The following is a 16,118-nucleotide window of genomic DNA, read 5'->3' on the forward strand; positions in this document are numbered from 1 at the left end:
CCCACTGCGGGGCTGTTGAAACAACTATATGCCGGTCATGGCGCGAGTTCAGTGAGTGTTTGGTATCGGCAGGTAACCGAATGTACGACGCAGGCTGCGGGAGGGCATAAGAGGGTTTCCGCTAACGAGGAAGCGTTAGCGGAGTAGGGACGGGCTTAGCCGCGCGGCGTTTGGGCAAGCGTCTCGGCGAGCGCCAGTCGGCTCATGGGAACGCAATAGGCGGGCGTGCCGCGTTCAAAGCGCCATCCTTCGCTCAGCGGCCCGACGTCGAGGGCATCAAAACCAAAGGCGTCGTACAGCGCGGCGGCGATGGCTTTCCCCTCTTCATCATCGCCCGCCAGCGGCAGCGCCCGGCGATTTTCCGCCCCGGCGGCCAGGCCATCGCTTTCCAGCTGCGTCATCGGGATGGCGTTGAAGGCTTTGGTGATTCTGGCGGTGGGCAGGTTCCGCGCCAGCAGTTCGCTGGTCGTGGTTTGCCCGGAATCGAGCTCGGCAATGTCGCCGTCCCGTTGCGGGTAGTAATTGACCGCATCAATAACATGCTTATTTTTAATCCCGGCGACCGGCAGTGCGTTGATGGCGCTGAGGGGGACGGCAATCACCACCACCTCGCCAAATTCGGCGGCCTCGTCCGCGCTGCCCACCTGGCAGCCGATCATCGGCCGCAGGCTGAACAGCGTCTGCGGCCCCCGTGAGTTGCTGAGCATCACGTCGTGGCCAGCCTGCAGCGCAAGCTTAGCGATGGAGCGTCCTACAAACCCGGCGCCTATTATTCCGATCTTCATCTTTGACTCCTGACAAATTGCCTCGTTGAGGAAATAAATTTAATTCCCTCGTCACAGAAGATAAATCGTAAGATGGTTGCATGATAAACAACTCAAATGAGTGAATCATGGATCAGCTCATCAGCATGAAGGTTTTCGTCAAGGCGGCAGAAACCGGCTCATTTGCCGCCGTTGCCGAGCAGCTGCAGCTTTCGCCGCAGATGGTTGCCCGCCACGTAGCGGCCCTCGAGGCGCATCTCGGCACCTCGCTCATCGCGCGAACGACGCGGCGGCAAACCCTGACCGATATCGGCCGCAGCTACTATGAGCGCTGCCGTGTGGTGCTGGACGAAGTCGCTGAGGCCGACGCGCTGGCGCTGGAGATGAAGGCAACTCCTTCCGGCATTATCAGAGTCAATGCGCCGGTTACCTTTGGTTCGCACGCGCTCTCGACGTTTATCACCGACTATCTCGCCCGCTACCCCGAGGTTCAGGTTGAGCTGACCCTCAGCGACCGCATCGTCGACCCGATAGAAGAGGAGTTCGAGGTGATTATTCGCATCGGCGAGCTGGCCGACAGCACCATGGTCGCCTGGCCGCTGCGCCCTTATCGGTTAATAGCCTGCGCCTCTCCTGACTATATTTTGCGCCACGGCGAGCCGCAGACGCCGGCGGATCTGCAGCACCACTCCTGCCTGGTCTATGGCCACTGGTCGGCCATGAACGCCTGCCGCTGGCAGTTCACCAGGGAGGGCGCCACGGTGGAGGTTAAACCCGCCGGGCGCTTCCGTTCAAACGACTGGAAAGCGCTGATGAACGCCGCTCTCGCCGGGCACGGCATCACCCTCGGGCCGGAAGAGGTGCTGAGAGTTGAGGTTAAGGAGGGCAGGCTGGTGCAGGTTTTATCGGGATTTTCCGGCCCTTCGCGACCGATGCACGTGCTGGTGCCGGCAGGACGCCGACGCACGACCAAAATCAAATGCTTTGTTGAGGCGCTGAGAGAGGCGCTGGGCCCGCACGGACCCGGCTATCGCTGAGAAACGGCGCCCCGAAAGCGGGGCACCGCTGCCGGTTAGCGCGCTGCGCGCTGTAAAATGACGCTCGACGGCTGACGCTGGAGGAAGCGCATCCGCAGCATCATCAGGATTGCCGCAGAGGTTAAGCCGATAATGAACCCGCACCAGAAGCCGGCGGGCCCCATGCGCGGGACGACAATATCGGTTAACGCCAGCACATAGCCGCTCGGCAGTCCCAGAACCCAGTAGGCGGTAAAGGTAATAAAGAAGATTGAGCGCGTATCCTTATAGCCGCGCAGGATCCCGCTGCCGATGACCTGGACGGAGTCGGAGACCTGATATATCGCCGCCAGCAGCATCAGCTGGGAGGCCAGCACCACCACTTCCGGGTTGTCGTTGTAGAGAAGGGCGATCTGTTTGCGCATCAGGATGGTGAAAATCGCCGTGATCGCGGCCATGCAGACGCCAACGCCGACGCCGGTTCTGGCGGAGGTTTGCGCATCGAGGGTTGAACCCTGGCCGAGGCGGAAGCCGACGCGGATAGTAACCGCCGCCGCCAGCGACAGCGGTAAAACGAACATCAGCGAGCTGAAGTTAAGCGCAATCTGATGGCCGGCGACATCGATAATGCCCAGCGGAGAAACCAGCAGCGCAACCACCGCAAACAGGGTCACTTCGAAAAAGAGCGCCAGCGCGATCGGCAGCCCGAGCTGGACCAGGCGCTTGAGGACGGCAAAATCCGGCTTGCTGAACCCCTCGGCGCCGCGAATATCACGCATTGAGCGCGCCCGACGTACCCAGGAGATCATGCTGAAAAACATCACCCAGTACACGGAAGCCGTTGCCACGCCGCAGCCCACGCCGCCCAGCTCCGGCATGCCGAAATGGCCGTAGATAAAGATGTAGTTGACCGGGATATTCACCAGCAGGCCGATGAAGCCCATGACCATCCCCGGCTTGGTTTTCGCCAGGCCTTCGCACTGGTTACGCGCAACCTGGAAGAAGAGGTAGCCCGGAGCCCCCCACAGCAGCGCGCGCAGGTAGCCGACGGCTTTATCCGCCAGCGCCGGGTCAATATTATGCATTGAGCTGATGATATAGCCGGCGTTCCACAGCACCACCATCACCAGCACCGAGACGAACCCCGCCAGCCAAAAACCCTGGCGCACCTGGTGCGCGATGCGCTCACGGCGCCCGGAGCCGTTGAGCTGGGCGACGACCGGCGTTAGCGCCAGCAGCAGACCGTGGCCAAAGAGGATCGCCGGCAGCCAGATGGAGGTACCGATGGCAACGGCCGCCATATCGGTGGCGCTGTAGCCACCCGCCATGACGGTATCGACGAAGCCCATTGAGGTCTGGGCCACCTGCGCAAGGATGACGGGAATAGCCAGTGCTAACAACTGACGCGCTTCAATGAAGTACTTCTGCACCTGTACACCTTTATATTGTTGTTATTTTAAGACTAAAAAAGCCGCCGTTAATGGCAGCAAGAAGAAAAAGCAGAGGGATTAGCCAGTCTATTGTAGCGAGGATTAGCCATTAAGCCAGTGAAAAAATGGTAGGGCACGATGCGTGCTGGCAACCTTATTTACCACCTGTTATTGTTGCCGATTAATATATTGTGAGCCATTCCTGGAGGAGCAAAGCATGTTTACTGGCATTGTGCAGGGGACCGCTAAAGTGGTGTCCATCGATGAGAAGCCCAATTTTCGTACCCACGTGGTGGAACTGCCTGAGCACATGCTCGACGGACTGGAAACCGGTGCGTCGGTCGCACATAACGGCTGCTGTCTGACCGTCACCGAGATCGACGGCGCGCGCATCAGTTTTGACCTGATGAAAGAAACCCTGCGTATCACCAACCTCGGCGCCGTGCGTCAGGGGGACGTGGTCAACGTTGAGCGCGCGGCAAAGTTCAGCGATGAAATTGGCGGCCATCTGATGTCCGGCCATATTATGACCACCGCGGAGGTGGTTAAGATCCTGACCTCGGAAAATAACCGCCAGATCTGGTTCAAGGTCCAGGACCCGGCGCTGATGAAGTACATTCTGTATAAAGGCTTTATCGGCGTTGACGGCATTAGCCTGACGGTTGGCGAAGTCACGCCAACGCGCTTCTGCGTGCACCTGATCCCGGAAACGCTGCTGCGCACCACGCTGGGAGTGAAAAAGCTGGGGGATCGGGTCAATATCGAGATTGATCCACAGACGCAGGCGGTGGTCGATACCGTTGAGCGGGTGCTGGCCGCGAAAGAAGCCGTCCAAAAGGTGACGCAAGAGTCATAGTCGCGGGCTGCTCGCTACGATGGGGCTGCCGTTTAGCTCCCGGCCGCAGCCTGCGGCTCGCCGATTTCAGCAGCACCATTTCTCATCGCTGAACGCCCGCTGTTGCGGAAACAACGACGGGATGGGGAAAAAAAATGCCTGTCGGTGATGACACCGGCAGGCATGTTGAGTGCAGGTCAGGATCTAGCGCGCCACGCGCAGGCCGCTCTCGGCACCGCGAGAAAACACCACCTGCCACAGCTGAATATCGCGCGCGCGAAAGGCACCGGCGCAGGCGTTCAGATAATAGCTAAACATGCGCTTGAAACGCTCGGTGTAGTTATCGGCAATATCCGGCCAGCTGGCGAGGAACCGCTCGTACCAGGCCATCAGCGTGGTATCGTAATCGGCGCCTATATTGTGCCAGTCTTCCATCACGAAATGCGTTTCGCTGGCTTTTGCAATATGGCGTACCGACGGCAGGCAGCCGTTAGGGAAGATATATTTATTGATCCACGGATCGACGCTGAGGTCCGTTTTGTTTGAACCGATGGTGTGCAGTAAAAAAAGACCGTCCGCTTTCATATTCCGGTTGACGACATCGAAATAGGTGGCGTAGTTTTTCGGCCCCACGTGCTCGAACATACCGACGGAAACAATACGATCAAAACTATCATGTAAGTCGCGATAGTCCTGTAACAGGATAGTGACGTCTAATCCCTCACACCGCTGCTGGGCCATTTTTTGCTGTTCGGCAGAAATGGTAACGCCAACCACGCTAACGTGATAATTTTTTGCCATGTAATAGGCCAGACCGCCCCAGCCGCAGCCAATATCCAGCACCCGCATCCCCGGCTCCAGCTGCAGCTTACGGCAAATGAGATCTAATTTAGCCTGCTGAGCCTCTTCCAGAGATTGCGCCTCTTTCCAGTAAGCGCAGGAGTATTGCATATAGGGGTCGAGCATCTGACTAAAGAGGTCGTTGCCGAGATCGTAATGCTCTTTGCCGACAATCCAGGAACGTTTTTTACTTTGCAGATTGAACAGACGAGCAGCAGCAATACGCAGCGTATCTTTGAGATGGCGGGGAAGCTGGTTTTCCAGCCCGGCGCGCAGCACCTTGTGGAAGAAAATATCCAGACGCTCGCAGTCCCACCAGCCGTCCATATAACTTTCACCTAACCCCAGAGACCCTTCCTGCAGCACGCGCTTAAAAAAGAGGGGGTTTTTTATCCGTAGATCGGAGGGAGCGGGGCCATTAATTTCAATACCCGCACGACCGAGCAACTCAGCTGTAATTCGGTACCAGTCGTCATTTGGTACACTTACTTCTTCTATACACGATGAACTCATAGCTTCTCCATCACGCCCAAGTGATCAGAACCTTAAAACAGCGTAGACGCTTTTTTTGGCATTGTGAGAAATCTCACGGAAAATCCGTGAAGCTGCTATCCGACGTAGAACAGAGGAAGGGAGATAACCCTTGCCGAAAGGCCTTCCATGGTGAAACGGGAGGCGTCCTGCCCCCGTTAATATCGATAAACTTTCTATTTATGTGATACGGGATCCAGTATAGGCCCCTATTTTAAGGCTTTCAATAAAAACATATTAGCAGGCTAATTACTGGACCTTAACATCACTGAAACCATTCTATGCATGTGACGACTGGGTGCTGAGACGGGCGCTCCGCAGCTGCATCGCATATCCCAGTCCGGCCAGCACGATGGAGGCCAGCATCACGCTGGTGGTGGTGAGCAGCGGAGTGGCGATCAGCGTCGACACCAGCAGGCTGGTCAGGAAGCACAGTCCGAGCTGCAGGGTATTCTGCAGCGCGGCGGCGCGACCCGTCGCCTGAGGGAACGGCCGCAGCGCCTGGGCGACGACAATCGGGTAAATGGCGCCGTTAACGATAGCCATCACGCAGAAGGGGGCCATCAGCGCGACGATGGAGACATCCTGCTGCAGGCCCACCAGCCAGGTGGCGGCAACGCTGATGGCAAAAACGACCAGCAGCCACGGCAGCAGCTGCTGTCCCTGCCATTTCTGCAGCGCGGCACGACAGCCGTATCCGCCGATTAAAAAGGCGATAGTCTGCGGTACGTAGCTCAGGCCGATGGCGGTTGGCCCGTAGCCCATGTCGTGCAGAATAAACGGCGAACCGGTCAGCCAGGCGAAAAAGCTGGCGGAGCAGGCGGCGTAGATCAGCACGTTGCCGCTGTATTCGCGCGAGCGCAGCAGCGCCAGGAAGGTGAGTTTTTTCTGCGTGCTGCTATCGGGCTTGCTCACCGGCTTGAGGCGTAATGCAGGCAGCATCAGCAGCAGAGCGACGATAAACAGGGTCGCGAAGATAGCCTGCCAGTCGAAATGGGCGAGAAGCCAGCTGCCGAGCAGCGGCGCCAGGGCCGGGGAGAGGCCCACCAGCGGCATGATGGTGGCGAATATGCGGTTGGTGCGCTGGGCAGGATAATAGTCGGTGACCATCGCCTGCCAGGTGACCGCCGCTGCGCAGACGCCGATGGCCTGCACAAATCGCAGCGCCAGCATCAGGGTCGCGTCATCGACCCACAGCATGCCAAGGCAGCCGACGGCGAAGATCGCCAGGCCGCTGAGCAGCACCGGCTTGCGCCCATAGCGATCGGATACCGGGCCCCAGAACAGCTGGCCAAGGGCGAAACCGGCGAGAAACACGCTCAGGCTGGCGCTGACCGAGGCCGCTGAAGTATTCAGATCCTGTTGGATAGCCGAAAACGCCGGCAGATACATATCGGTTGCGAGGAAGCCGAGCACGCTGAGGCCCGCCAGCCAAACCAAAAATCCTTTCCCAGGTTGTTGCATAAAGTTCTCTTTCTTCTGATGCAGGTAAGATGCCGCAGAGTGTAGGGAGTGCATTCTGGCTTGTGAAACGCTAATATTTGTTACATGCGTTCAAAAAATTTGCAGGCAGAATATGTGGTCAGAATACTCCCTTGAAGTGGTTGATGCGGTTGCGCGCAACGGCAGCTTTAGCGCAGCGGCTCAGGAGCTGCATCGTGTACCCTCGGCGGTCAGCTACACCGTGCGTCAGCTCGAAGAGTGGCTGGCCGTTCCGCTCTTTGAACGTCGCCACCGCGACGTTGAGCTCACCCCCGCCGGGGTGTGGTTTTTACAGGAAGGGCGTTCTGTTATCAAAAAAATGCAGATCACCCGCCGCCAGTGTCAGCAGATCGCCAACGGCTGGCGCGGGCAGCTCTCGATCGCGGTTGACGATATCGTGAAGCCGGCGCGGATGCGGCAGATGATTGTCGATTTTTATCGCCACTTTCCGGACGTCGAGCTGATTGTTTTCCAGGAGGTGTTTAACGGCGTCTGGGACGCGCTGGCCGACGGCCGCGTGGAGCTGGCCATCGGCGCGACCCGCTCGATTCCGGTCGGCGGACGCTACGCCTTTCGCGATATGGGCATGCTGAGCTGGCACTGCGTCGTCGCCAGCCACCATCCGCTGGCGAAAATGAACGGCCCGCTGAGCGATGACACGTTGCGCAACTGGCCGTCGCTGGTCAGGGAAGATACTTCCCGATCGCTGCCGAAGCGCACGACGTGGCTGCTGGATAATCAGAAGAGGGTGGTGGTGCCGGACTGGGATGCCTCGGCAACCTGCCTGTCGGCCGGGCTCTGCATCGGCATGGTGCCGTCGCACTTCGCCCGCCCGTGGATCGACAGCGGTGAGTGGACGGCGCTGGCGCTGGAAAATCCGTTCCCGGACGCCGCCTGCTGCCTGACCTGGCAGCAGAGCGATATCTCACCGGCGCTCTCATGGCTGCTGGACTACCTTGGCGACAGCGAAACGTTAAATCGGGAGTGGCTGCGGGCGCCGGAATAGCCGACGCCCGGCAGGATTAGCGGCGGTAGTCGACGAACGGGCCGTCGATCACCGAGCGGCGCTCGACCAGCCGCGGGTGAACTTCGATAGACTGCGACTCTTCGCGCTTGTTGACGATGCGGTCCATCAGCATATTGAAGGCGGCTTCGCCGAGAGAGTCCTTTGGCTGATGAATGGTGGTCAGCGCCGGGCTAAAGTAGCGGGCGTTGCGCACGTTGTCATAGCCAATCAGCGAAATATCCTGCGGAACGCGCAGGCCCATTTCGTCGGCGGCGCAAATCGCTCCCATCGCCATGATGTCGCCGCCGCAGAAGATGGCGGTCGGACGATGCTGCTGGCTGAGGATCTGCTGCATCGCGCGGTAGCCGGACTCCGGCTCGAAGTCGCCCTGAACCACCCAGCTTTCCGGGACGTTAATCTGCGCTTCTTCCATCGCTTTCATAAAACCGGCCAGACGCCCGGCGCCGGTGTTGCGCTCCAGCGGACCCGGGATCACGCCGATTTCACGGTGGCCGCGCTCAACGAGGTAACGACCGGCCATATAGCCGCCTTCAAAGGCGTTATCGATAACCGAATCGGTAAAGTCGGCCTTGGACTCACCCCAGTCCATCACCACCATCGGGATGTTGCGGTACTCTTCGAGCATGGAGAGCACCGACTGCGGATATTCGGAGCACATCACCAGCAGGCCGTCGACGCGCTTTTGCGCCATCATTGACAGGTAGGCCTGCTGCTTTTCCGGATCGTTCCAGGCGTTGCCGAGAATCAAGGTGTAGCCCTTCTGGAAGCAGCTCTTCTCAACGGACTCGATAATCTCGGCGAAATAGGCCGCTTCGCTGCTGGTGGCCAGCAGACCGATCGATTTGGTGTGATTAACCTTCAGGCTGCGCGCCACCGCACTCGGAGAGTAGTGCAGCTCTTTGATGGCAGCCCATACCGCGTTGCGCGTCTCTTCAGCGACAAAGCGGGTTTTGTTAATTACATGTGAAACTGTTGTAGTGGAAACGTTTGCGCGCTTCGCTACATCTTTAATTGTTGCCATTACTTCTCTCTCCAGACCTTGACCTGATCGTCTGATTATCGATACGGAAACGTTTGCCTATACACACCCTGAGTACAATGTTCAACATTGCATCACGTCGGGAAACGACACAGAACGACAGGAAGGGGTCAATGGCCGATACGCTTTCAAATTAGCGTGGGATTTTGTCCGATCTTGCGGCAAAGGGGAAGAGTAAAAATGTGCATCACCCTAAATCTCAGAAGATTTTTATACAATATTGTGCAAAAATGAGCAGGCTCACTTTTCTTGTGGGGATAATCAGGGGGAAAATTGATGGATACAGATTTAAAGTTTTCGCTGACCACGACGATTATTGTTCTGGGCCTGATCGTGGCCGCAGCGCTGACCGCCGTACTGCACTAATTTTTTCGGGGGAGAGGCTCCTTTCCCCCTATCTCCGCGCATTATTATCAAATTCGCAAAAATCTTTTGCCATTTCGTTTACTTTTGTTTTTCTGTGATTGATGTCATGCTTTTCGCTTCTGATGAGATACCGTCGCTGAGGACGGTCTGCTGGAGTCATTGCATGAAGATCAACTTTCCCCTGTTAGCGCTGGCCATTGGGGCGTTTGGTATCGGTACGACCGAATTTTCCCCGATGGGATTACTGCCGGTTATCGCCAGAGGCGTGGATGTGTCCATTCCCGCTGCGGGGATGCTGATCAGCGCTTATGCCATCGGTGTGATGGTCGGGGCGCCGCTGATGACGCTGCTGCTGTCGCACCGCGCGCGCCGCAGCGCGCTGATTTTCCTGATGGCTATTTTTACCCTTGGCAACGTCCTCTCGTCAATGGCGCCGGATTACACCACGCTGCTGCTCTCGCGCATTATTACCAGCCTGAACCACGGCGCCTTCTTCGGCCTCGGGTCGGTAGTGGCTGCGAGCGTGGTTCCTAAGCACAAGCAGGCCAGCGCGGTAGCCACCATGTTTATGGGGCTGACCATCGCCAACATTGGCGGCGTCCCGGCGGCGACCTGGCTCGGTGAAACCATCGGCTGGCGCATGTCCTTCCTCGCCACGGCGGGCCTTGGCCTGGTGGCGATGGTCAGCCTGTGGTTCTCGCTGCCAAAAGGCAGCGCAGGGGAGCGGCCAAACGTGAAGGAGGAGCTGGCGGTATTGATGCGGCCGCAGGTGCTTTCCGCGCTGCTGACCACCGTGCTCGGGGCCGGGGCGATGTTCACCCTCTATACCTATATTTCGCCGGTGCTGCATACCATTACCCACGCTTCGCCGCTGTTCGTCACCGCAATGCTGGTGCTGATTGGCGTCGGCTTCTCTCTGGGCAACTATCTTGGCGGAAAATTTGCCGACCGCTCGGTTTCCGGCACGCTGAAGGGCTTTTTACTGCTGCTGATGGTTATCATGCTGGCGATCCCGCTGCTGGCGCAGTCGCAGGTCGGCGCGGCCATCAGCATGGTGGTGTGGGGCGCGGCGACGTTCGCCGTGGTGCCGCCGCTGCAGATGCGCGTGATGCGCGTGGCTCACGAAGCGCCGGGGCTCTCTTCTTCGGTGAATATCGGGGCGTTTAACCTTGGCAATGCGCTGGGCGCGGCGGCCGGTGGGGCGGTAATTTCCGGCGGGCTGGGCTACGCATTTGTTCCGGTAATGGGGGCAATCATCGCCGGCGTGGCGCTGATGCTGGTGCTGTTCAGCGGTCGCGGACGGCCGCAAGAGGCCTTTGCCAGCCGCTAATAATCACCGCAGAAGGGTTTCCCCTTCTGCGGTGCAGTTTTATGCCGCCAGATTAGCCGCGACAAACTTCCAGTTTACCAGCGCCCAGAAGTGCTCCAGATAGTTCGGACGGGCGTTACGGTAGTCAATGTAATAAGCATGTTCCCAGACATCCACGGTCAGCAGCGGTTTAGCGCTGCCGGTAAGCGGCGTGCCGGCGTTGCTGGTGGAGACAATTGCCAGGCTGCCGTCGGCATTTTTGACCAGCCACGTCCAGCCTGCGCCGAAGTTTTTCGCCGCCGCATCGGTGAACTGCGCTTTAAAATCAGCGAAGCTGCCGAAGGATTTAGCGATGGCTGCCGCCAGTTCGCCTTCCGGCTCACCGCCGGCATTCGGCGCCAGGCAGTTCCAGTAGAACGTGTGGTTCCAGACCTGGGCCGCGTTGTTAAAGACGCCGCCTTCGGAAGAACGAACGATCTCTTCCAAAGACTGGCCTTCAAAAGCGGTGCCCTTGATCAGGTTGTTGAGGTTAGTGACGTAGGCCTGGTGATGCTTACCGTAGTGGTATTCCAGGGTTTCAGCGGAAATGTGCGGCGCCAGGGCGTCTTTCGCATATGGTAATGCAGGTAATTCGAACGACATTGCTACTCTCCTTATTATATTAATGCGTGCAATAACCATGTAGTGCACAGGGAGATAGTAGCAAATTAAAAGATGTGGCAAAAGAGAGAGTTAACCTGCCGCAGGCGCGGCAGGGGGGCATCAGCGGATCGTTTTAGGCGTCATCACGCGGCGGGCGCCAACGTAGTGGCGAACCCAGTAATCTTCGCTTAACGAGGTAATCTGAATATCGCGTCCGGTACGCGGCGACTGGATAAATTTGCCGTTGCCGACGTAAACGCCGACATGATCCGCCGTGCCGCGACCGCGGGTGCGGAAGAAGACCAGATCGCCGCTCTCCAGCTCGCCGCGATCGACGGGGCGAGCATCGCGCAGGTGGTACATCTCGTTCGCCGTGCGCGGGATATGAATCTTCACCAGGTCTTTATAGGCGTAATAAACCAGCCCGCTGCAGTCAAAGCCGGTGCGCGGCGAGGTGCCGCCCCAGCGATAGGGCTTACCAATTTGGTCCATCAGCTTCGACATCGCGGTGCTCTGCGCTTTTTGCACCCGTACCTTATGCGCATCGGCCAGCGTCAGCGGCACTTCTTCCTCGGCAACCGGCTTGCAGCGCTTTTTATAGCCTTTACGCACGACGCACTTCTGCTTCACGCTGGCCATCGCCCGCGTCGGCTCGACAGTGGATTTAACCGAAGCCGCGCACTGTTTTTTATAGCCTTTTCGCAACACGCACTTTTTCGTTCCACCGGCGACCTGACGGTTTAATGCCGTTTGGCTCGAGGCGGTGGTGCGGGTAGGGTGTTTGGCGCGGGAGGAGGTCGATGCTTTCTTGCTGGAGGTTTTGGCGCTGGATTTTGTTTTCTGAGTGGAGACTTTTTTCTTGCGTTCGCTGGTGCCCTTTGCCTGATGCGCTTTCGGCGTGGCGGAGGCGTGCGTATGCCCTGAAGCATGCGCCAGTGGTGTAAATGAGATAGATGTAAACAGTAATGCGCAGAGCGAAATCGCGATTTTGTTTAGCCGCGCCACTGAGCAATCCCCTGATTAATTACAGACATGTACACATACCTGACCATGAATGACAAAACCCAACGATTCTAATGCATAAAAACCCTGAAAGTTAATACTCTTTTGTATCTAAAGTGCATATATAATTTTCTTCATTAGAATCAATTGGTTAAATTGGTCAATTCAAAATCATTCAAAACAAACTCATAACTATATTTCGATCTTATCCCACTCCCTTCCCCTGTCATCGCGATATTTTGCTGTCATGACCCCCGACTTATGCCCCAGAAGATGCTGTGCAAAGTCCTCTCCAGCCTGTTTATCGTACAATCGTGCTGACAGACTTCGTAGCTCATGAAAGCACGGCGGCTCGCCAGAGAAACTAAGCCCTGACAGCTCGCGCGCTTTCCTGAAATTACCCGATACTGTTGCGGGTGATAGTGCCTTACCTGCAGTCGATGAAATAATGTTTTTCCCGCCGGACAGATTGCGGCATTTCGCCAGAATTGCTTCGAGAGACATATCCAACTCATCAAGCCTCAATGCTACAGGTATGGCTAGTTTAGCCCCGGTTTTTTTCTGCTCTACGTAAAGATACCCCTCCCGAACATCCTCCCAGCTCATTGCGCATAAGTCACTGATGCGCTGCCCGGTAAGTACAGCCAGATCCATCGCCAGATTTACCCACGGAGAAAGCGCCTCAGCTGCCTGGTAAATTACCCGGTATTCGTCCAGCATCAATCGGGTGCGTTTTACCTCGAGTTTAGCGGTTCTCGTTGCCGTGACGGGGTTAACCGTGATATGACCCTCCGCTATAGCCTCCCTAAAAATATCGCTTAACGTCGACCTAATCAGCTTTGCCATTGCGTTCTTTCCTTCAGCTGCGTAATCGTTGAGGATCATGGCTATTTGCCTGGTGGTTATTTCCGCGATTGGGTTGTCCTGCATTCTTTCCTTTATAGACCTTAGTTTGCTCGCGTAGTCGATGAGTGTTTTTGGCTTCAGCCCCCGAGCCTGGAGGATCTTTTCGTAACGCTCCAGCCATGAATGAAAAGTAACGGAATCCACCTGGCTTATCCGCGCGCTGAGAGGGATATGGCCAGTATCCCCGAGCAACTCGATATTTGCCTGTATTGCCTCACTGACGGCAAGTCGTCGATTCCTGCCCAGACCATACTCCTTTCCGTTTCGGGGGTCGCGATAGCTGTAATAGCCTTCATTTCTGACATAGAGGTTAGGAGGCAAATCGCGCCTCTCATGGTTTCTTCTTCTTCCCACTAGCCATTCTCCGTAAAAGGCCACAGGTTGATGATTGAGCCGATTCAACCTTAACGGCTGTTTCCTGAAACAAATACTCCACACCATCTTTCTTCGGGGCCGGATAAATTTTGCTTTCTCTAACCCAACGGCGAACGGTTTCAAGGCTGCGCGGCCGCGGCTGCCGATCGTTCCATTCTTTTAAAGTAATAAGGGCCATGTTTACCTCATTACCGGCCTGTAAAGTAAACCAGGCCGGTCTAATAAATTGATAAATCGATATCAGGAAACCTGACCGGGTAAATTTCGGAGCCGCCGGGCGCAGTTCATGGCCGTGGCCACGTAGCTGCAATGCCGGTTCACTACCTCTACCGTAATTTTCGAACCCTGAATGATAACCGTGTAGGTGCGCTTCATTTTCTGGCGCCCATACTCACCGTAGAGCTCAACATGTTTGGCCAGCGCCGCATCGCATGCCTGGCGCCCCAGCGGAGACTGCTTGCTTCGGTTTATCAGTCGCATACTCACCTCACACAAAGACGTCAACGGGATCGCCGGCGGCGCGTGCGTTGTCGTTCGCTTCGCGGCGGAGTCCTAGCACATAGCCAACCGGATCCCAACTGGAAAGAATCGCGTTGAGTTCTTTCTGGCTATGCCAGGTCGTCAGGCGCTTCTTCAGTTCAGTGGCGCAGGCGCGCACATTCGCCCGGGTGGGGCCGGCCATCTTCATACAGAGGCAGAAGGTCAGCAGCAGATCGGAATACTCATCAGCTGCAGCGCGTAATGCCGCGGGGTCAATGCTGGCTTCGAGTTCGGGTAATCGATGTTTGAGGCTCATGCTGAACCGCCTTTACGTCGTGTACGCATTCTTTCGTTGTTTTTCTCTAATCGAGCTCGGCGTTGCTCAGGAGTTTCGCGGGAACGAACGCGAGCATTTGATTCGCGGTTTCTCCGACGGCGAGCATTGAGTGCTTCCTCTTCACTTCGGATATGCAGTCGCGGTTCGCCTTCTTTCGGCGCCGGCCACTCGCGTTGTTTGTTCACCCCCAGTTTTTCAACCATCGCCTGGGTGATCTGCTCGTCAGTGATACCGGCACGGAGCTGCGCATCCCACAGCAGGAATTGCATATCCGCCCACTCGGAGAGGTCGCCAGGCTCTGCTGCAGCCTCCAGCGCTTCTTTGCTGAGGTGCTTGAGCGGGCCAACCGGACCGACATTACCGAAGGTGGCCTGTGACCACTCGGCGTGCTCGCGGCGTACCCGGTCGCGCTCAGGTTCTAGCTCTGGTGAGGCTTCAATATCGCCAAATATTTGACCTGCTAATTTAAATCCAGGCATAGGCCAATAAGTAGGTGAGTAAGCGACAGCGCCACGGTCGGATACAAATAAATAGCCAACAGGCTTTAGTTCCGTCGATGGCTGCGGGGTGGTGTAGAGCTTGCTTATTCCGACTGGCAGGTTATTAGATTCGGCGCGGTCAAGACGCTCAAGTTCGGCAAGAATTAACGCACCAGCTTTAACCAGGTCGCGGCGAACGTCCGTTGGCTTCCACCACTCAGAGGGCCACGGCCACAATTCCGGAATATCGGCCCGAGGGTCGTCGTCTGCCATGATGTAGCACGCAGCGGCGACAGCCATTTCGCAGTGCTGATATTCGTCATCATGCTCAGGCGTCCACCCCTCCGCTGTAACCTGGCGCTGGCGCTCCGCCAGCACATCAGTAGCGGCGGCGGTGAGGGTGCGGGACTCCAGACGCTCGATATAGGCTTTCAGCACGTCGGCGCGGTGTTTTCCCAGCGGTTTCACGACGGCAAACCGCGTGCCTGCGTTCATCCAATCGGTTTTATCGCTCCACTCCATGTAGGCAGTGCGGAAGGACTCCAGCTCGGCGATGCGTTCCTCATATCGAGCAGCAATCGACACAGCTTTGGAGTAAGCCTTAAACCATTTTGATGATTGCGCCCGCACCTTCTCCAGTGCCTCTACCAGCTCGATGGTCTCTGCTGGGGACAGATGCTCGCCACATTCAGCATTGATTCTGGCCTTCTGCGCCAGTCCGGTAATATCAGTCATGGCTGGGCTCCTCGAATAACACTTCACCTTCGATACCGCCTAAGGCATAAACAATCGAACCATCTTCCTGGTATTCGATAGGCATAGCGCTCCAGCCTTCCCCTGCAGGGTTTTCGTCATCGCCAACCAGAATAAAACCGCCGGCAGATGCTGCCGCTTCGTAATATTCGCCTTCGGTCCACCAACCCTCGGTATCTTTGATGCATTTAACTTTCATGCTGATACTCTCCTATATCCTGCATATGGTTTTTCTCCGACAAAGGCATCCAGGGCTGAAATGTCTTCAGGATTTTTGACGGCATACTCAACAGGCTTATCGTCATACGTTGTGCGGTTCTTCTGAACCTTCCAGCCTCCGGGCGTATACGGGCAACGGCGGAACTTCACGCCATCTCCGCCAGTGACATACCAGGTACGGAATTCACCAGTTCGCGGCCCACAGTGAGTACCGCCTTGAGATTTCTCGGCACCTTCAGCGACAAAGCGCCATTTACGTTGTTTGCTCATCTCTTTACCGGGAGGG

Annotated in this window: 18 protein-coding genes and 1 pseudogene; 5 read left to right on the forward strand and 14 right to left on the reverse strand. The window is 56.8% G+C overall.

What is annotated here, in order from left to right; all coding sequences use genetic code 11:
• Positions 1 to 155: 155 nt before the first annotated feature.
• Positions 156 to 785, reverse strand: coding sequence for an NADPH-dependent F420 reductase (locus HCK03_RS11440; RefSeq protein WP_167691590.1), 630 nt, complete (start codon positions 783 to 785; stop codon positions 156 to 158).
• A 107-nt stretch (positions 786 to 892) separates the two neighbouring features.
• Between HCK03_RS11440 and HCK03_RS11445 the strand changes: the two genes are divergently transcribed.
• Positions 893 to 1,801 carry a LysR family transcriptional regulator gene (locus tag HCK03_RS11445; RefSeq protein WP_115192517.1) on the forward strand — a complete coding sequence of 303 codons (909 nt, stop codon included), beginning with the start codon at positions 893 to 895 and terminating at the stop codon, positions 1,799 to 1,801.
• 35 nt (positions 1,802 to 1,836) lie between these two features.
• Here the strand turns inward: HCK03_RS11445 and mdtK are convergent, their stop codons facing one another.
• Complete coding sequence (mdtK, locus tag HCK03_RS11450) at positions 1,837 to 3,210, reverse strand: MdtK family multidrug efflux MATE transporter (RefSeq protein ID WP_041145923.1); 1,374 nt, start codon at positions 3,208 to 3,210, stop codon at positions 1,837 to 1,839.
• Between the two features lie 217 nt (positions 3,211 to 3,427).
• Here mdtK and HCK03_RS11455 point away from each other — a divergent pair, with 217 nt between their 5' ends.
• Positions 3,428 to 4,066 (forward strand): riboflavin synthase subunit alpha, encoded by a 639-nt coding sequence (locus HCK03_RS11455; RefSeq protein WP_167691591.1) that lies wholly within the window; start codon positions 3,428 to 3,430, stop codon positions 4,064 to 4,066.
• Between the two features lie 183 nt (positions 4,067 to 4,249).
• On the opposite strand, the gene cfa is transcribed toward HCK03_RS11455, so the two are convergent.
• Together cfa and punC are read right to left on the reverse strand one after the other, a co-directional pair.
• On the reverse strand, positions 4,250 to 5,398 hold the full coding sequence (cfa, locus tag HCK03_RS11460; RefSeq protein ID WP_041145921.1) for a cyclopropane fatty acyl phospholipid synthase: 1,149 nt from the start codon (positions 5,396 to 5,398) through the stop codon (positions 4,250 to 4,252).
• Positions 5,399 to 5,695: 297 nt separating this feature from the next.
• Positions 5,696 to 6,880 carry a purine nucleoside transporter PunC gene (gene punC / locus HCK03_RS11465; protein WP_167691592.1) on the reverse strand — a complete coding sequence of 395 codons (1,185 nt, stop codon included), beginning with the start codon at positions 6,878 to 6,880 and terminating at the stop codon, positions 5,696 to 5,698.
• Positions 6,881 to 6,992: 112 nt separating this feature from the next.
• Between punC and punR the strand changes: the two genes are divergently transcribed.
• Positions 6,993 to 7,904 carry a DNA-binding transcriptional activator PunR gene (gene punR / locus HCK03_RS11470; protein ID WP_041145919.1) on the forward strand — a complete coding sequence of 304 codons (912 nt, stop codon included), beginning with the start codon at positions 6,993 to 6,995 and terminating at the stop codon, positions 7,902 to 7,904.
• Positions 7,905 to 7,920: 16 nt separating this feature from the next.
• Here punR and purR read toward each other — a convergent pair whose 3' ends face one another.
• On the reverse strand, positions 7,921 to 8,946 hold the full coding sequence (gene purR / locus HCK03_RS11475; RefSeq protein ID WP_041145918.1) for an HTH-type transcriptional repressor PurR: 1,026 nt from the start codon (positions 8,944 to 8,946) through the stop codon (positions 7,921 to 7,923).
• Positions 8,947 to 9,240: 294 nt separating this feature from the next.
• Here purR and cydH point away from each other — a divergent pair, with 294 nt between their 5' ends.
• Both cydH and HCK03_RS11485 read left to right on the forward strand, forming a co-directional pair.
• On the forward strand, positions 9,241 to 9,330 hold the full coding sequence (gene cydH, locus HCK03_RS11480; protein WP_041145917.1) for a cytochrome bd-I oxidase subunit CydH: 90 nt from the start codon (positions 9,241 to 9,243) through the stop codon (positions 9,328 to 9,330).
• A 163-nt stretch (positions 9,331 to 9,493) separates the two neighbouring features.
• On the forward strand, positions 9,494 to 10,660 hold the full coding sequence (locus HCK03_RS11485; RefSeq protein ID WP_167691593.1) for an MFS transporter: 1,167 nt from the start codon (positions 9,494 to 9,496) through the stop codon (positions 10,658 to 10,660).
• Between the two features lie 39 nt (positions 10,661 to 10,699).
• On the opposite strand, the gene sodB is transcribed toward HCK03_RS11485, so the two are convergent.
• The 9 genes and pseudogenes from sodB to HCK03_RS11530 all read right to left on the reverse strand — a co-directional run bounded on the left by sodB (position 10,700) and on the right by HCK03_RS11530 (position 16,102).
• The gene (gene sodB, locus HCK03_RS11490; protein ID WP_041145915.1) at positions 10,700 to 11,281 is read right to left on the reverse strand and encodes a superoxide dismutase [Fe]; all 582 of its coding nucleotides are present in this window, start codon (positions 11,279 to 11,281) and stop codon (positions 10,700 to 10,702) included.
• A gap of 120 nt (positions 11,282 to 11,401) precedes the next feature.
• Positions 11,402 to 12,286, reverse strand: coding sequence for a C40 family peptidase (locus tag HCK03_RS11495; protein ID WP_167691594.1), 885 nt, complete (start codon positions 12,284 to 12,286; stop codon positions 11,402 to 11,404).
• A gap of 189 nt (positions 12,287 to 12,475) precedes the next feature.
• A complete protein-coding gene (locus HCK03_RS11500; protein ID WP_167691595.1) occupies positions 12,476 to 13,543 on the reverse strand; it encodes a tyrosine-type recombinase/integrase in 1,068 nt (355 codons plus the stop codon).
• Complete coding sequence (locus HCK03_RS26305) at positions 13,521 to 13,874, reverse strand: excisionase (RefSeq protein ID WP_228283774.1); 354 nt, start codon at positions 13,872 to 13,874, stop codon at positions 13,521 to 13,523. Before HCK03_RS26305 ends, HCK03_RS11500 begins: the two co-directional genes overlap by 23 nt.
• Positions 13,805 to 14,044, reverse strand: a complete 240-nt coding sequence (locus HCK03_RS11510; RefSeq protein ID WP_167691597.1) for a DUF4060 family protein — start codon at positions 14,042 to 14,044, stop codon at positions 13,805 to 13,807. Before HCK03_RS11510 ends, HCK03_RS26305 begins: the two co-directional genes overlap by 70 nt.
• A 7-nt stretch (positions 14,045 to 14,051) precedes the next feature.
• Complete coding sequence (locus HCK03_RS11515; RefSeq protein WP_167691598.1) at positions 14,052 to 14,360, reverse strand: DUF7740 domain-containing protein; 309 nt, start codon at positions 14,358 to 14,360, stop codon at positions 14,052 to 14,054.
• 140 nt (positions 14,361 to 14,500) lie between these two features.
• A pseudogene (locus HCK03_RS26310) lies at positions 14,501 to 14,794 on the reverse strand (DUF550 domain-containing protein); the annotation flags it as partial.
• 793 nt (positions 14,795 to 15,587) lie between these two features.
• A complete protein-coding gene (locus HCK03_RS11525; protein WP_167691599.1) occupies positions 15,588 to 15,812 on the reverse strand; it encodes a hypothetical protein in 225 nt (74 codons plus the stop codon).
• On the reverse strand, positions 15,809 to 16,102 hold the full coding sequence (locus HCK03_RS11530; RefSeq protein ID WP_167691600.1) for a hypothetical protein: 294 nt from the start codon (positions 16,100 to 16,102) through the stop codon (positions 15,809 to 15,811). The genes HCK03_RS11525 and HCK03_RS11530 overlap by 4 nt, the downstream gene beginning before the upstream one ends.
• Positions 16,103 to 16,118 lie beyond the last annotated feature (16 nt).

Origin of the sequence: Klebsiella terrigena (assembly GCF_012029655.1) — a bacterium.
In the GTDB taxonomy this organism is placed as follows: Bacteria; Pseudomonadota; Gammaproteobacteria; order Enterobacterales; family Enterobacteriaceae; genus Klebsiella; species Klebsiella terrigena.